Origin of the sequence: Moorena sp. SIO3I8, from assembly GCF_010692325.1 — a bacterium.
Taxonomy (GTDB): domain Bacteria; phylum Cyanobacteriota; class Cyanobacteriia; order Cyanobacteriales; family Coleofasciculaceae; genus Moorena.
Genome location: NZ_JAAHHW010000011.1, coordinates 80,204 through 96,321 on the forward strand (window position 1 = coordinate 80,204; position 16,118 = coordinate 96,321).

Consider the following 16,118-nt stretch of genomic DNA (forward strand, 5'->3'; position numbering starts at 1 on the left):
GGAGTACTCGTTAATAGGACATAGCAGCTATAAAAGAGGGGCAATTTAACTCAGAACCGAGACAGCCATGCTTGCTGTTGAGCAGTGTCTAAAGGTTGGAACAGTCCAGCTCGAATCTGGGCATTGTTGCTGATGTTGACCGCTGAAAGATTGGGATAGGCCGCATACCAAACCTGGCTGCGAATCTGATACTTGCGAAGGACAGCTTTATAAATTTGTTCATCTCTAGCACCACCCTTTACCAGCCAACTGGTTTTGGGATAATCCACCCCGTGACCAAAGATTATGTTTAATCCCCAGGCTAATTTGTTGATGAAGTCATTCATATAGTCTTCTAAGTTGAAATCGTAGTTGCTCATAAACAGCACCCGTCGGCCTTGATCAATCACCACCCAGCGGGCGAAGTGAATGGTGTCTACCCCATATAGATTGAGCAGAGGAACCGTTCCCAAATCACCGTTGTTAAAGACGTGACGAGTGGCAAAATTAGCCAGCCAAAGAATGACCCTCAGGGTGATGTAGCGGAACCAACCCGGTTTGACAAAACCCACCACACTGAATTGATTTTGACTAAAAAAGTCTTCATCTTGGGCAAGGTGAAGGCGATGAAACTGACTTAGTCTAAATTTTGGATCCTGCCTAGGATGAGGAGCTGTTTCCTCTTTCCAGCGCAAAATTGCAACGAATAGGGGGGAGATTGGCAAGAAGGCCAATCCTAGCAGCAGGATTAAGAACAAGCCAACGATCAGATGCAGCTTGTCTCGAATCTGCCACCCTAGATCGGGGGGTACTGCCGGAGTCAGAGCCCAGGAGAGGGAGGGATCTTGCTTCACAAAGTTCTGAATGGCCCGACGAACCGTATCCACATCGGAACCGTCAGCTCCTTGCTGGTGCTGGTAGCGATCTAGAAAGAGCTCGATCTTGTCGTGCAAGTCGGCTTCCTGGCGAACCTGTTGTACTGTGCGACCTATGGTGTTCACATAGAAGGTCTGAGTATTGACCCGGTGTTTCTGCAGGTAGGCGATCCGGCTGCTGACAGTGAGCCGCTGGGGGGAGGGATAGCCTTCGCAGTGGCTAAAAATTCGATCCAACCCATAACCACCCTGCTCCGCTAGTGAGCGCACATACTCCTTCAGAGGAGCTTCAAGGCAATTTGAGAAGGCCAGACTGGGCGGAATTGTGATGCCTAGTAGGGGATCTTTAACCGCCTCCAGGATGACAAACCTGGCGAAATGAACCTGCGGAAACTGAGCAAAGGGAATCAGGTCGTTATGCCCGACGTTTTGCTGGATGGACTGGAGCACTTCCCTCAGGCAGTCCATCTGGTCAGCCTTAATTGGAGCGATTACGGTGAGGGTTTCTTGGTAGGTCATACACCTGTACCGATAGGGGGATCTCTTCTCTAGTCAGGTTATTGGCCAGCCTAGAGACCATTTGGGCGATTAAAATTCCAGGGAGAAACACAACACCCGGGTTGTGTCCCAGTAGGTTTGACCCAGATAAAGACCAGGAGAAACCTCCCGAATTTCATCGCGAATTTTTTGGGCCACAAACGATGTTTTGGAATAGTCCAAAATCGTGGCTTCTCCCTGGGTGAACCAGCTCTCGCCGGGATCAACTTTGGCTTTGATCATCTGGATACTAAATAGGCTGACACGATTGAGTAAGAAGCCCTGATCTCGATAAAATACCTTCCCCTGCCAGGCTAATAACTTGACTAAGCCAGAGCAGATATTGCCTGTAGGCAGGCTTGTCAAAAATAAGACAGTGCCTTTCCCTTCTCCATTGGGGATGTCACCCATGGGACTGCGCTGATACAGCTGATCCAACTCGGCCGGAGATAATTTCTGAAGGTCTGCTGTCGTCATGGTCATCTCTAGAATCTTCCTTATTGGTGATTGAATGGGTTAGACAGGTATCGGTTTGTCGGTTTCAGAAACGGGGTGGGCTAAAGAAGCGAGTTTCTCTGAGAATTGCTATATCCTTGGTTGGAGTTCTGTGGTATCTCACCCCTAACTTTTAATTTAATACATTCATCCTGTTTATGGGGTGGTGTTGTTTTTCTGTGTTTAAAAACTTAATCAGAACGGCAACCCATGACTGACAATTTAAAAGCGAATGAATTTTGTCAATACGTCTACGGAGAAGTCGAACCGGTGTAGTGGGGAAAGCGAATGGTGGATTAATAATGCGAGTTAATACCGAGATTATGAACCGAATCCTAGCCGAAGAAAGCTGCTGCTCAAGGGATTGATAAACAGCACCCTGCCTTGCTAGTCCAAAACCTAAGCCCGGTGGCACACCACCAAGAAGCTCGAAATTCCCAAAGGTTTATTTTTAGAGTTTTTACCCCCTTACTCTCCTGAGTTACAGCCAGCAGAGCGGTTATGGCCTCTTCTAGATCAGGCGCTCATCAATCGGGTATTTGAGACGATAGAAGCATTGGAAGAAGCAATTTTCCAGCTTTGTCGTCAACTCATCAAGCAACCTCAAATACTTAGGAGGTTGACTCAATTCCATTGGTGGCCGTCATTGACAACTTGCATTGTCTAATTAAACGGATTCCATATTATTATAAATAACTTGGGTACAGCTCAGATTTTCGGCTCTCCTAGACTGATGATATTAAATTAGTAGTTTAATAGTAGTTTAAATGAAGCTTAACCCCTTAAATAGCAAGGGATTCAATAAACTAAAAATACATTGTCTTGATGCAGTCGCTCATGGTTTGAATTTACCGTAAGATAGGGTCGCCTTATTAAAAAATATTTAACCCTTTTCTGCATAACCTGCTAACTATAAAGGCTCCACTATCTAAGGTTTTGTCTCCGGGGGAAACCCCCAAGACCGCGCTGCATCGCTTTTATTAAAATTGCATTTTTAAATTACTCAAAGCCTTACTTATTAAGCCCTGAGCGCGATTATTTTATACTAATTTATCATCACCACACATAGGATAGCCACTTTTTGTTGCCAACCCTACAAGCTAAAAACTGGTATTTTATTTCTTTTCTACTCTCTTAAATAATTCAGTTCTCAGTAATTTTGTTTAAGCGATCGCAAATCCCTCTTAGTTTGGTTTGACTACACACTGGATCTCGTGGTGCTGGCAATTCTGTGTTGGGCCATGTGGGTAAATCAAAACAGGGACAACAGGTTGGTGGTATGCCAGCGGTTTTAATGGGTACAGGCATATCACAACGGGAACAAGGCAGTATATCCCACTTGGGTGTTAATAAATCCGCAATTGTTTCATCAGTTCCTTCCAGGTAACAATCACCAGTCTCTGGTGAAATAGCTAGCTGCCAAATCGTTTCAAATTCTTGGCTGTAGTGCTTGCCATTTGTTAATGATTGTGGCTGCATAGCTAAAAAACCATTGTGCATCACAACTTTTTTGCCTAACTGGAACCAGTAGGTGAGATAGCGTTTGACTTGTTGTTCAGATGCCATGGCTTTGTTAGTAGTTATTTGTTAGGAGTTATTTTTAATCCCCACTGCTGGTCTCTTCCCCCTCTTGCCATGGATTGGATTAGGTTTGAGGTGATTGGCCAACAGTACCATTATAGGGTAATGGTTGACCCAAAGTACTGAGATTAAGCACATGACCACCGGTGACTAAGTAGACTGGGTTAGCCAAGTGCCCCAAATGACGCACCACATTTCCCAAGCGATCGCGAAACGCCCTACCCATAGGATAAGCTGGAACCACTCCCCAGCCAGCCTCTTCTGCAACAAAAATTACAGAACCTTTAACCTTGGTCAAACTATTCCATAAGCTTTGTAACGTTTGGTGCCAAACGGTATCATTCTGTTCTAGGCAATTGGCAACCCAGGTTCCTAGAGAATCGACTAGCAGGCAGTGATTGATGTCAGAATAGTTGGTAATTGTTGCTGCCAAGTCCAGTGGTACCAAAAGAGTTGTCCAGGAACTGGGGCGTCGCTGCTGATGTTTTTCAATCCGGGCCAGCCACTCTAGATCATCCGGGTTGGTTGTGGCAGTAGCGACGTATATTACCGATTTCCCAGTCTGCATCGCCAGGGTTTCTGCCCACTCGCTTTTGCCAGACCTGGATGGCCCGGTGACTAAAATTAAATTACTGGTAAATTTGGTACTGGTAAATTTGGTACTATTCAAGGCTATTGGGACTTATATTGCCATTGCGCGAAAATTAATAAAGCTTATAGTTCAATAATGGGCATCTTCCCCCTTGAAATCAACTATATTTACTCAAATCAGTCTTCATGAAATCAAAATTGCGACGGATCGAGACAACACTAAATCAGTTAGCAAAAGCTAGTGCCACTGATTCATCAAAACCATCCCCAGCTGTGGCTGATCAAACTAATCACCAACAAGCAGGTGTAGTAAGTCGTAGAAATAAAAAGGAACCTTCTTTCTCTATGGCAGTACAACCGTTCCCTACTCGCCAGGATGAACAGAAGATACCGACTCTGCCTAGATTGAAATACCCTAAACTGGGAAACCATCGCCATGGTGCTAACCCAGCTTTGGCCATGAATCTGTTGCAAGACATTGAGGGAATTGTTCTGGGTTGGCAGCAGGAACTGCACAAAATCCTCCGGCAAATTCAAGACCTATACTTAGAAGGACCAATTGTTGATGGCTGGTTAGAGTCTCAAGCGAGTCAACCCCAAGATGCCATAGGAACCGTAAGACTAGCCCATGGTGACCGGATGATGGACTATGTGGATGAAGGGGTTGAGGTATCGAATACTAATGTTACGTATCAATCTCCTCGTACTGGTTACCGTCTTTGTGGCTTGGATGAGCAGGGTCAATCTTGGTCAAGGTCTTGTCCAGCAGATCAGGTTCCCAGTGTGAGCATGGCAATCGCTCGTTATCAAAAACTGCGACAACTGTTAATTCGGAAAAAATACCTCGAAGATCGCCTCAGCCAACTAGCAGAAACATTAACTGTGATGCACTCTCAGCTGAATAGACCTTAATCAAAGCTGCTGATCGGACCGTCAATTTTTGCGATTGACCTTGGCCAAAAGGCCACGCTGCGCGAATGGTCACGCTTTCGGCAAAGCCGAAGCTTCCGCTAAAAGCGATTGACCGTAGGTCACGCTTTCGGCAAAGCCGACGCTGCGCGAACGCGATCGCACTCACTTAGGGTTTACTCAATTAGAGCCGATGCTTCCCAAGCTAAAAACTACCTGGAATCTCTCTAACAAAGCCCAAATGGGGTTCGATGCGACCTGTACTCATGCTCACCCAAGCTAGTCCTTCCGAAGTTCCGATCCACAACTTGTTACCAGTATTAGGAGCTAATGCCAGAATACGACTAGAGGGTAGCTTGCCTAGTTTAGCCAACACTTCTCCACTGTCTCGTTTAATTTTAAATAAGCCATTATCCGTACCAACCCAAACATTACCATCTAGATCAAACTGCACAGCAGTGACATTACGTCCTCTTAGGGGAGTTACAGACCTGAACACTTCGTAAGTGTCTGGGTTAATCACCAGTAAACTATTAGGAGTGCCAGCCCATAGCATTCCCTCCGGTCCTCGGGTCAAGGTTTGCACGGTGTTTCCTGGTAAATCCTTGATGCGAGCAATTACAAAAGCACTAGCAGTATCGACTCGCACTAGCCCTTCTAGAGTCCCCACCCACAGCTGACCCTCTTCATCTAGAGTCAAAGCATTGGCACTGACACCGGGTAATTTTTGTAACGTTGTCATCAACAATCCCTGGTCAGGGCTAATCAGAGCCAGACCGCGATCGCTTCCCACCCAAAGATAGCCACGAGTGTCAATCAACAGGGACAACACATTATTAGACGGTAAGGTAAAGTTTTGGGCATTAATTTCATTATTACGAGGGTCTATACGCAATAGTCCTTCATAGGTTCCTACCCAAATCCGCCCTACCCGGTCTTGAGTTATAGCACCAACAGTGTAATTGGGGAGACTGAGGCGAGTGCGGATTTTTCCAGTATTGGGGTCAATTCTAGTTAATCCTAGCCAAGAGCCCACCCAAAGCTCACCAGTAAAATCCGGTTGCAACGCAGACACCCGAAAATCCGCTGGCAGGGGCTGGGTTTCTTGCCTGAGGCGTTGATCAGGCAAAGGTCTAGTGGGCGGCGGAGGGTTTCCCCCGGAGGTGGGGGGGGATACCTCTTTATTTACCGAGTTAGTGGATAACTGTGTCTGAGCGATCGCTGTTGAAAAATATGATAAATAGTTGTTTGGCTCACTGTCTGGGATTGACACAGGTAAGATTTGCCCCAGCAGTGTAGCACTGACTACCAGGCCGATACGGTTAGTTAAGCATGCCATTATTTTCAGCATCTTGATTAAGTCTTTTGTTGATCAGGAATTACTGTCACAAGCCCCGCTGCCCAACCTTGTCAAGGAACCTATTATAGTCAATTTTATCGTTTTTGTTACAAAAATGTGATAAATATTTACATTTAGTGACGTTATAAGAGGAGCTGATACATTCCTAAAGAATATTTGAGGTTCAAGTGATCCAATTACCTGGTATATTTCAAAATGATTAAGAAATTCTGAATTGCCTTAGCGACTTGACCCACTAGCAACCCTGGACCAATCAGCGGAGCGGTCGGGTTAGTAAGTAAAGCTACAGGTAATCCCCAACATTAGCCACAAACAGGTGATTGTGGAATCGGTGTTGTGCCCTTCTTCAGGCTTAGAAAACAAGCCTAGATGGGTTGTTTGTTCTCTTAGCTAGGAGCAACACACAACACTAAGAAAAGAAAATCTATTCTAGCGATAGCAACATTCAGTAGTTCCTAAGGAAGCAACGCATGTCTTACTCATCAACCAGTACTCAGACAAAAGCTGGCTACGATGCCGGTGTAAAAGACTATAAATTAACCTATTATACGCCAGATTATACTCCAAAAGATACGGATATTTTGGCAGCGTTTCGCGTAACACCGCAGCCTGGTGTACCTCCGGAAGAAGCCGGTGCAGCGGTTGCAGCTGAGTCTTCTACGGGTACCTGGACAACAGTTTGGACTGACTTGCTGACTGACCTAGACCGTTACAAAGGTCGTTGCTACGACATCGAACCAGTACGTGGGGAAGACAACCAGTTCATCTGCTTTATTGCCTACCCACTGGATCTGTTTGAAGAAGGCTCAGTCACCAACATGCTGACCTCCATCGTGGGTAACGTGTTTGGTTTCAAAGCTCTGCGAGCACTGCGCTTAGAAGACTTGCGGATTCCCATTGCTTACCTCAAGACCTTCCAAGGACCTCCCCACGGAATTGTTGTAGAGCGGGACAAGCTGAATAAGTATGGTCGTCCTTTGCTTGGTTGTACCATTAAGCCCAAGCTAGGTCTATCCGCTAAGAACTACGGTCGTGCAGTATATGAGTGCTTGCGCGGTGGTCTGGACTTCACCAAAGACGACGAAAACATTAACTCCCAGCCCTTCATGCGCTGGCGCGATCGCTTCCTGTTCGTAGCAGAAGCAATCCACAAATCCCAAGCTGAAACTGGGGAAATCAAAGGTCACTACCTCAACGTCACTGCTCCCACCTGTGAGGAGATGATGAAGCGGGCTGAGTTTGCTAAGTCCCTGGACATGCCCATCATCATGCACGACTACCTCACTGGTGGCTTTACCGCCAACACCACTCTGGCTCGTTGGTGCCGTGATAATGGGGTTCTGCTGCACATCCACCGCGCTATGCACGCTGTGATTGACCGTCAGAAACACCACGGTATGCACTTCCGCGTCTTGGCTAAGTGCTTACGCATGTCCGGTGGTGACCACCTCCACTCCGGTACTGTAGTCGGTAAGCTTGAAGGTGAAAAAGGTATCACCATGGGCTTCGTTGACCTGATGCGGGAAGACCACATTGAGCAAGACCGCGAACGGGGTATTTACTTCACTCAAGACTGGGCTTCCATGCCTGGTGTAATGCCAGTGGCTTCTGGTGGTATTCACGTTTGGCACATGCCTGCGCTAGTAGAAATCTTTGGTGATGATTCCTGCCTACAATTCGGTGGTGGTACTCTAGGTCACCCATGGGGTAATGCTCCTGGTGCTACTGCAAACCGGGTAGCTCTAGAAGCTTGTATCCAAGCTCGTAACGAAGGTCGTAACCTGATGCGTGAAGGTGGTGACATTATCCGGGAAGCTGCTAAGTGGAGTCCTGAGTTGGCAGTTGCTTGCGAACTGTGGAAGGAAATCAAGTTCGAGTTCGAGGCAATGGATACCGTCTGATGCAGTTTGAGGTGTGAAGTTTGAAGTATGAAACGTCATACTTTAGACTTCATAACTTTTTCTAAAAGACTGGGTTCAACCATGGATTTAAAACGAGTTGCGAAAGATACAGCCAAGGTGCTGGCTAGCTATATGACCTATCAAGCACTGCGGACAGTGGTAAACCAGTTAAGAGAAACCGACCCTCCCCGAGCGCTTTGGCTACAGTCTTTTTCCTCACAACAAAGTATCCAAGATGGAGACGCTTATCTTGAGGAATTACTGCGGGCTAAACCTGAATTAGCGTTGCGGATTATGACTGTGCGGCAACATATCGCAGACGAAGTGGCCGAGTTCTTACCTGAAATGGTTTGCACCAGTATCCAGCAGTCGAATATAGAACATCGGCGTCAGCATCTTGAACGCATCACGCAATTCACTCTTCCAGATAACCCAACTAATTCTGAGCAGAAAACTGATTCGGACACCTAATTGGTTCAACCGAAGACGTTACCTGCTATCCCCCAAATTTCATACCTATACTTCAACAGAGAATCAAACAAAGAATCAAAATCTATGAAAACATTACCAAAAGAGCGTCGTTACGAAACCCTTTCCTACTTACCCCCCCTGAGTGACGCTCAGATTATGCGGCAAGTGGAGTACATCTTAGCGGAAGGTTACATCCCTGCGATTGAGTTCAACGAAACCTCTGAACCAGAGACTTACTACTGGACATTATGGAAACTGCCTTTGTTCAAGGCTACCTCACCTAAAGATGTGCTAGCTGAAGTGGATGAGTGTCGCTCTGAATACCGCGAGTGCTATATCCGAGTTGTAGGTTTTGATAACGTTAAGCAGTGCCAAGTTCTCAGCTTCATCATTCACAAGCCCAATGACGGTGTTAGCCGCAGCCGTTACTACTAAAGGCTAAGGCATTGATGCTTGCCTGAAATATTATTATTAGCCCCCCGAGCTTGATCGGGGGGCTGTCATAATAAGAATGGCAATTAACAATTAAGAATTGGCGATTTTTCTGGCGCTTACCCTGATTATCGATCTGGCATAGAACCTCTCATCACACCTCCAGGAAGAGAAATTATTGGCACTTGACCGGTAGGAACACTCTCAGGAGTAACTCCAGCAGAAGTAACGCTAGAGGAATCATCAGGATTGATGACAATACCAAGCATCCGGAATACTGTTTGGTTTTCGTCTGGTGATTCTGAAATTGCTCTGACAAAGTTGTTTCTGACATCCAAGGATTGGTTAGCAGTAAATTCTGTAGTTCCAACGTTGAAAGTAAACACAGAATCGGGCAACCCACCAATATGAGCCCCACCCATGGACGACGAAACGACAGGGTCCATAACATTAAAAGTAAAGTTTCCTAGAGCATCAAGCTGACCCGGAAAACTGATCATCATAGGTGCACGACCAGCAGAGACAAAACCTGGTGAAGAGCCCAGAATAGTTACACCACCAGCAGAGGTATTAACATTAAGAATGGCATCAGCATTGATACCTGGTCTTAAGGCAGTGCCAATTTGGGTATCTGTGCTTCCTCGATCAAGCAGAGGGTCACTGACTCCATTGAGAGCATTTTGTAAGAAAGCTTTGATTTTTCGGATATCCCGACGACAGTCTATGTCTATTATTCCTTCTGGTGGTTGTGATTGTTCTGTTTCAGAAGGGTTGGTTGAGTCAGCTTGAGCAACTCTATTGTTGGTACAAGTTCGGTTATTGCTGTGTACCTCGTCTGCTTTGACAATATTGCCCAAAGTACTATTGAAACCGTAAAAGCATATTCCGACTAAAAAAGCTTGTCGAATAAATTGCCAAGAATATTTGTGCAGTTTTAACATAAGCTATCCTGTTTTAGAAACGAAAAGTGGCACGGAGTACACCAATATAAATATCGTTGTTTTCTTCTATATGTCCAGGATCAGTAACCATAAAAAATCCTGGAGTAATATAGATATTGTTGCTAAATTTGTGGCGATAGAAAATTTCATAGTGAATTGAAGTGGCGTTATCTTCTCCTAAAAGTAAACCATTGCCGTTCTCTAATTTTAGAGGTTGACCAATGATTAAGCCTAGTAAACTTCCTTCTTGACCAAAAGGATCTGAAAAGGCTAAGGACAGCAAGTAAGTGCTGGCATTAGCAAAATCATCTGATGCCAAAGCATTAGTGAAGGTATATCCTCCCCAACCCGCAAAGGTAAGGTTATCAGTAAAACGCCACTGTAAACTACCGCCCACAGCATGGGTCTGAGTTTCTTGAAGCAGTAGACTAGAAGTATCAGCGTTAAAGCTACCTGCGAAAGTATTTAACTGACCATCATTGGCGTAGGCATTAATATAGTGTAGTCCAGCCGCTATGTTATTGCCTGGGGTAAACAATAATTGCACTCCTAAAGCACTATGATCTGGACTAATAAAACCCTCACTAGGGCTACTGCTATTCCGGGCTCCGTAAGCAACTTGTAAACGGAGTGGATCTGCTACAAACCAGTCTAAACCAACCCCCGCATCGAGAGCGCCAATTTTGAAAAGTGGACTGGCTTCGCCGAAACGAGAGATAGAACCTATACCCACATCCAAGAAGGGACTGTTAGCAGTAAGGACACTACCTAAACTAAAACCGACTGGTTTTATAGTAAAGACAACTCGGTCACTAATGGCAAAGCGGTATTCTAAGCTATCTAAAACCACATCATTATCGAGATCGTCTTGGTAAGACAGTAAGGCGGCAAAAGTATTGAGTACATTGGGGTTGGCAAAACCACCATCATCGAAATTACCGGAAGCTAAAACAATACGCAGACGATCTCTGCCTGTGAATGAAGCAACAGTTCCAATGCGGGCAAGATAATTAAGAACAGTGTTAGCATCTCCTGTGCCTGGTGGATTGCCTCCTTCAGCAGCAGCTAGGCCAAAAATAACTTCTCCTCCAAATTTGACAGTGGTGGAAAACTGATGCTCCTCTAGGAAAGCAACTCGACTGTCTAGGTTATCTACCCGTGTTTTTAGTTGGGCTAATTCTGGGTCAAATTGATTAGCTAATTGTTGTAATGTGGCTAAATCTTCTTCAGAAATACGATTAGCACTTTCAACCGCAACCAGTCTCTCAATCTGTTCCATACAGGCGTTCAAACCTGCGGCAAATTCATAGCGAGTTAAGGCTCGGTTGCCTTGAAAAGTCCTATCTTGGTATCCGGCAATACAACCATAGCGTTCTATTAAATTTCGTAGTGCTTCAAATGCCCAGTCCCCCGGTTGCACATCTTGGAGTTGGACAATATTGGTTACCTGAGTCATGGCTGTGCCATCAATTTCAGGTGATGGTTCCAGGGATGTTGATTGTTCTGGTAGTTCTGGAACTGTTGATGTGGCTTCGCTGAGTTGATCAACCCTGGGACTGACTGGGTTGGTTGTTGTTGTTGTATTAACACTCTCGATCTTGTCTAATAAGACTATACCCAGTTCTGCATCAAAATCCTTAAGCAGTCGTTCTAGTCTGGCTCGGTGATGTTGAATAACTGCGTCTTCTGATACGGCGCTATAAGTTTGGGCGATATGCTGTTGACAAGCACTTAAGATAGCAGCAAATTCAGAACGGGTTAAGGCTTCATTGTTTACAAAGGCGCTCTTGTCCGTGGTACAGCCAGAAAATTCAACTAGTTCTCTCAAGGCTTCGTAAGACCAGCTTCCAGGTTGTAAATTGTCGGTTAGTGCCCAGGTTTTGGGGGCAGTTAATAGCAATCCGGTTACTCCTGATAGGAAAAGGAGTAAGAGTTTTTGAGTTTTCATGGTCACTCCTGCACACTGAAAAAAGGTAAAATATCGGTTGATTCCAAACTTTATCTTTCTGTCTCCATAAATGATGGTGTTTTATTTTCAATTTCAGGACATAAGAATAAAATCTCATCAATATTCTCAATAACACCATCATTTTCTTTCCCCTCATCAATCAACTCCTGACTAGGTGGGTCAAAGTTTAAGTCTGATAGGCTGATAAGTGAATTGCCTTGACCAATGATATCAAGAAAGTGCTTAATTCTGATTCCTTGGCCCCCATCTTTTGGATTCTTTGTAATTCCTGCCGCATGAATACCTACTAAATAACCTTGCTCATTAAGTACAAGTCCACCGCTCATACCTTGGACTGTTGGATTTGTATAAGCAAAATCGTAGCCTCCATTTGGTTTAGGATCATACAACGACTTTACAGTACCAGAAGTAGATTTTATTATAATATCACCACTATCACGATTTTCTTGAAATTTAGGAATTGGAAAGCCAAAGACAAAAACTTTATCATCTTGTTGAATACTGTCTAAATTATCTATTGAGATGGTAAAGTAATTTCGCTTACTTGTAAACTTAATTATTGCTAAGTCAAAACCATCTATATAATCAGATTTTTCATAGTCATATTTTCCAAAGTATTTAAAATTTTGATCACATTTGGCTTGAGAGCCATTATAAGGTTTTTCAGGAATTATGTGAATCCCTTCTTGTTCTTTTCTTTTTATTTTTTTTGAGTCTCTAGCTATTAAGTGGTCACCACATTTTGGCTCTAGTACGTGAACATTAGTTAAAGCGTAATAAACATTATCTTGTTTGGCGATAATAACGCCTGAACCTATTCTGTCTTCTAGATATTTTTTGGTTGCTAAGTCTTTTAAAGAATCTTCCTTAGTCCGACCTAATACTGGAGCATGAAAAACCACCGTCATTTTTGCTATTGCTTCAATTTCATTTTGACTCAGTACTTTAGTTTGAGTCTGTGATAAACCTTTAAAATTAGGTATTAGTATTAAAAATAAAGCTGTAAAAAATCCTAGTAATATGAGCAAAAGTCTATAGAATTTCTTCATGGTTGTCCTCACACATTTATTGGTCTAAAACCTAGAAAGTAAATCTAAGTTAATCATCAGCTTCGACTGTTACTGTTGGTAAGTTGATTCCTTGTATACAGCGTTTTTCATAACTATGAGGTACACAAGATTTTTTACCTGTTACCTCTTCCCTGTTCCGAAGTCCCTAAAACCTAGGAGTTTGTACCTAACCCAATTGAAAACTGCTGTAAAAGAGTCGATAGTTGGGATAGAGCTTGGTTGAACTGATTGAGTTTTTATATCTGTAAGACTTCCAGATATTTTAGTTCCTTCTTGAAAAAGACTAATGGGAATTGCCCAACTCAAAGCATTCATTTTATGAAACAGTTCAGGAGAAGGATATGTGCCATCAGTCAAAGCAAATATCTCTATTCCTTGAATCGGATATTTTCCTCGACCATTCAGACCAATAACTTGACCTTTAGAGTCTAAAACAGGGCCGCCACTCATTCCTACTTCGACCTCATTAGTGTAACCCATTTTATAACCTTCAGGTAAAGATGGTTCTGACATTAACATTTCCAGTGTTCCTGTTGTTATATGAAATGCTTTTAAACCCCAATCAAAAGTTTCTATAGAGCCTTTTGAGTTGTAGATATAGTTAGGAAATCCTACGGCATAAACCTGTTCCCCAATCGTGATTTCAGAATTCCTTAAAACAGCAACCTCGTAGTCGATATCACTGATAAATTCTACTAAAGCTAGATCAATGCCCTTAAAATTAGAAAGAGTCTTCCGACGTGCTGGATGACTCTGACCATCTCCTGTTAAAATTGTATATTGTTGATCAGAACTGCCATCAGCTACATGAGCATTAGTTAAGACAGTATAAGTTTGTCCTTGACGCTTTATAATAATTCCAGAACCTGCTCCAAGCTTGGTGAAAATACGAACAGTTATTTGAAGAGCATTTTTTTGTATGGATTCGTCAATTGTTGAATCATAAATAGCCAATTTATCGGTAGGATTTTTAACCTCAGAAGTAACTTCTATTAATGAAGTGGAGTTAACATTGTCTAATTCTGCTAATTGACTTTCAATTGTTGCTCCTAACTTTAAATAAATAGGAGCATATCGCAAGGGAACATCTACTGATAACAAATCATCAGGAATATCAAATAGCTGTCTCAGAACTATCTTTGGATCTTGAGCAGATGGAATAACAAACAATAAATTACTACCGTCGCCTTTGCAAGTGTATTTAAAATCGTAAACCCAACAAATAACTTCTTTACCGTTGATAAAGTCAGTCGTCAGTAACAAGTCTGACATTTTCTTTCCATGATTAGCTACGATCAGGTTTAATCGTTTAGTAACTTCTTGGCACTGTTGTTGACTAGAAAAAGAGTCAGCAAAGACGCTAAAGTTCCAATGAATTAGATTATTAGTTTGTTTACCACTTGGGCTAACAGCAATAGTGGCATAACCTTTGTCTGAATTAATACACTCAAAATTGATTATGCTAGATACAGATTGCTTAGTTGAAGTCATCAAACTGGCTAGGGTAAGACTGGTAACTAGCAGTTTAAGACTGGTAACTAGCAGTTGAGTAAAAGACATAAGCATGAAAACTGGAATATTAGCAGAGATTGAACCAAACTCAACCGAAAGAGTGACTTTAGTTTAGTTCAACCCCTAGTCAAGACTTTTCCTATCTGAAATTTTTGTAGCCTTTCTACTTCCAAATATCATTACTAGGATTAGTAGTAGAATAGAACATTCTTTCTATCGCCACTCCAAGATTTAGAACTTTTTGCCCATTACTTTGGCGAAGCGGTGGTAGAGTCACGTCGGCAACATTCTGAAGACGATTATAGAGAACCTCAAGAGCTTTTCCTGCCTCGTTCAATTTTTCTGTTACCGAACGGTCTTCTCTTGAATTGTTAGGTAAAATAGTAACCAGGATGTCATCACCTTGACAGTCCCATTGAGGATTTTGAGTAACGCAAATTATAGGAAGATTATTATGCACACCAGGTTTTAGCATTATTTTCCTCATTTCATAGTTAAATTGAACATAGGCATCATCAAGCCTATGAGAAACTACTGCACAACGTTCTTTAGGTTGCCAGTCTGGCGCTATATCTATTTGCCAAGTAATCAGTGGTGGTGTTTTTTCTCCAGTTCCAACAGCAACAGCAATTGTTTCATACAGACCCGTATTTGAGTTGTACTCACATACAAATCTTGCTGTTCGAGTCTTAGCTAATACAGAAGTACCTGTTAGAGAAATAAAGCTAGAAAAGGCAAAACTAGCAAGCAAATATTTAGCAAAAAATTTTAGTTTCATGGTAAATTACTGATTCAAATAAAAAACACAAAACTTTTATTTGAAAGGATCAACAGGATTAGGAGACTGGATAGGACTGGTATTTAAAGTTAGAGACTCTTCTACAAAGTCTCCTAATCTAAATACATATGGATCACCAGGATTCTGAGGAATTGGAATTGGCAAAATATCTTGATATTCTTCCCCAAAAGTTAACAGTAGATTGCTGCCATCACTCATACAGCGCTGTTTCTCACTATTCACAACACAGAGGACATCCAAGCCATTACGACGACCATTAGTAAGATATAATTTTATTAATTGGTAGCCATTTTGAGCATAAAAGTTGTTGAGCCTATTGGTAACATGAAAACAGCGTTGCTCTGGTGTCCATGAATTCTGATAAAATCTGTAATCTCGCCAAACAAAAATAGGGGCTGTTTTTTGTCCACTAGCGATAGAAATAGCAATGGCTTCATAACTGTTATCGTTTTTGTTATAGTTACAGGCAAACCTTACAGTTGGAGGATTTACACTGACAACTTCGCCCTCAGAGGATGGAGAATTCGGTAAAATAACTCTACCCTTGCTATCCGTTAGCTTGAGAACAACTCGATAGTTTCCTTGGCTGTTATCAACTGAAGACACAAAGATTCTCCAAGTTCCTGTTTCAGCCGTATTATCATCCTTAAATTTTTCTCGCTTTCCTACTCCCTCCTGATCAATCGATTTCAGCAA

16 protein-coding genes are annotated in these 16,118 nt (G+C 43.0%); 5 read left to right on the forward strand and 11 right to left on the reverse strand.

Annotation, left to right across the window (positions count from 1 at the left end; all coding sequences use genetic code 11):
• Window positions 1-50: 50 nt before the first annotated feature.
• Together F6K51_RS06835 and F6K51_RS06840 are read right to left on the reverse strand one after the other, a co-directional pair.
• Entirely contained in the window at window positions 51-1,373 is a 1,323-nt protein-coding gene (locus F6K51_RS06835) for a hypothetical protein (protein ID WP_293019089.1), read from the reverse strand.
• Between the two features lie 69 nt (window positions 1,374-1,442).
• Complete coding sequence (locus F6K51_RS06840; protein ID WP_293019090.1) at window positions 1,443-1,874, reverse strand: hypothetical protein; 432 nt, start codon at window positions 1,872-1,874, stop codon at window positions 1,443-1,445.
• A gap of 445 nt (window positions 1,875-2,319) precedes the next feature.
• Here F6K51_RS06840 and F6K51_RS38330 point away from each other — a divergent pair, with 445 nt between their 5' ends.
• The gene (locus tag F6K51_RS38330) at window positions 2,320-2,553 is read left to right on the forward strand and encodes a transposase (RefSeq protein ID WP_365939918.1); all 234 of its coding nucleotides are present in this window, start codon (window positions 2,320-2,322) and stop codon (window positions 2,551-2,553) included.
• Between the two features lie 476 nt (window positions 2,554-3,029).
• Here the strand turns inward: F6K51_RS38330 and F6K51_RS06845 are convergent, their stop codons facing one another.
• Together F6K51_RS06845 and cobU are read right to left on the reverse strand one after the other, a co-directional pair.
• Window positions 3,030-3,452, reverse strand: coding sequence for a hypothetical protein (locus F6K51_RS06845; protein WP_293019091.1), 423 nt, complete (start codon window positions 3,450-3,452; stop codon window positions 3,030-3,032).
• Window positions 3,453-3,531: 79 nt separating this feature from the next.
• Window positions 3,532-4,137 (reverse strand): bifunctional adenosylcobinamide kinase/adenosylcobinamide-phosphate guanylyltransferase, encoded by a 606-nt coding sequence (gene cobU, locus F6K51_RS06850; protein ID WP_293019092.1) that lies wholly within the window; start codon window positions 4,135-4,137, stop codon window positions 3,532-3,534.
• Between the two features lie 107 nt (window positions 4,138-4,244).
• On the opposite strand from cobU, the gene F6K51_RS06855 reads away from it, so the two are divergent.
• Entirely contained in the window at window positions 4,245-4,970 is a 726-nt protein-coding gene (locus F6K51_RS06855) for a hypothetical protein (protein ID WP_293019094.1), read from the forward strand.
• Between the two features lie 202 nt (window positions 4,971-5,172).
• Here F6K51_RS06855 and F6K51_RS06860 read toward each other — a convergent pair whose 3' ends face one another.
• Window positions 5,173-6,306 carry a two-component regulator propeller domain-containing protein gene (locus tag F6K51_RS06860; protein ID WP_293019096.1) on the reverse strand — a complete coding sequence of 378 codons (1,134 nt, stop codon included), beginning with the start codon at window positions 6,304-6,306 and terminating at the stop codon, window positions 5,173-5,175.
• Between the two features lie 491 nt (window positions 6,307-6,797).
• Here F6K51_RS06860 and F6K51_RS06865 point away from each other — a divergent pair, with 491 nt between their 5' ends.
• The 3 genes from F6K51_RS06865 to F6K51_RS06875 all read left to right on the forward strand — a co-directional run bounded on the left by F6K51_RS06865 (window position 6,798) and on the right by F6K51_RS06875 (window position 9,134).
• Window positions 6,798-8,228: a form I ribulose bisphosphate carboxylase large subunit gene (locus tag F6K51_RS06865; protein ID WP_075902873.1), complete on the forward strand. Its 1,431-nt coding sequence runs from the start codon at window positions 6,798-6,800 to the stop codon at window positions 8,226-8,228.
• 81 nt (window positions 8,229-8,309) lie between these two features.
• Complete coding sequence (locus tag F6K51_RS06870) at window positions 8,310-8,699, forward strand: chaperonin family protein RbcX (protein ID WP_070396895.1); 390 nt, start codon at window positions 8,310-8,312, stop codon at window positions 8,697-8,699.
• Between the two features lie 84 nt (window positions 8,700-8,783).
• A complete protein-coding gene (locus F6K51_RS06875) occupies window positions 8,784-9,134 on the forward strand; it encodes a ribulose bisphosphate carboxylase small subunit (protein WP_293019099.1) in 351 nt (116 codons plus the stop codon).
• A gap of 125 nt (window positions 9,135-9,259) precedes the next feature.
• On the opposite strand, the gene F6K51_RS06880 is transcribed toward F6K51_RS06875, so the two are convergent.
• From F6K51_RS06880 to F6K51_RS06905, 6 genes are all read right to left on the reverse strand, one after another.
• Window positions 9,260-10,072, reverse strand: coding sequence for a hypothetical protein (locus tag F6K51_RS06880; RefSeq protein ID WP_293019101.1), 813 nt, complete (start codon window positions 10,070-10,072; stop codon window positions 9,260-9,262).
• A gap of 13 nt (window positions 10,073-10,085) precedes the next feature.
• Entirely contained in the window at window positions 10,086-12,020 is a 1,935-nt protein-coding gene (locus F6K51_RS06885) for an iron uptake porin (protein ID WP_293019103.1), read from the reverse strand.
• A 50-nt stretch (window positions 12,021-12,070) separates the two neighbouring features.
• Entirely contained in the window at window positions 12,071-13,090 is a 1,020-nt protein-coding gene (locus tag F6K51_RS06890; RefSeq protein WP_293019105.1) for a serine protease, read from the reverse strand.
• Window positions 13,091-13,231: 141 nt separating this feature from the next.
• Window positions 13,232-14,602 (reverse strand): trypsin-like peptidase domain-containing protein, encoded by a 1,371-nt coding sequence (locus tag F6K51_RS06895; protein ID WP_293019106.1) that lies wholly within the window; start codon window positions 14,600-14,602, stop codon window positions 13,232-13,234.
• A 184-nt stretch (window positions 14,603-14,786) separates the two neighbouring features.
• Entirely contained in the window at window positions 14,787-15,401 is a 615-nt protein-coding gene (locus tag F6K51_RS06900; RefSeq protein ID WP_293019108.1) for a COP23 domain-containing protein, read from the reverse strand.
• A 36-nt stretch (window positions 15,402-15,437) separates the two neighbouring features.
• Window positions 15,438-16,118, reverse strand: a 681-nt coding sequence (locus F6K51_RS06905; protein WP_293019110.1) for a COP23 domain-containing protein, incomplete at its 5' end; no start/stop codon positions are given.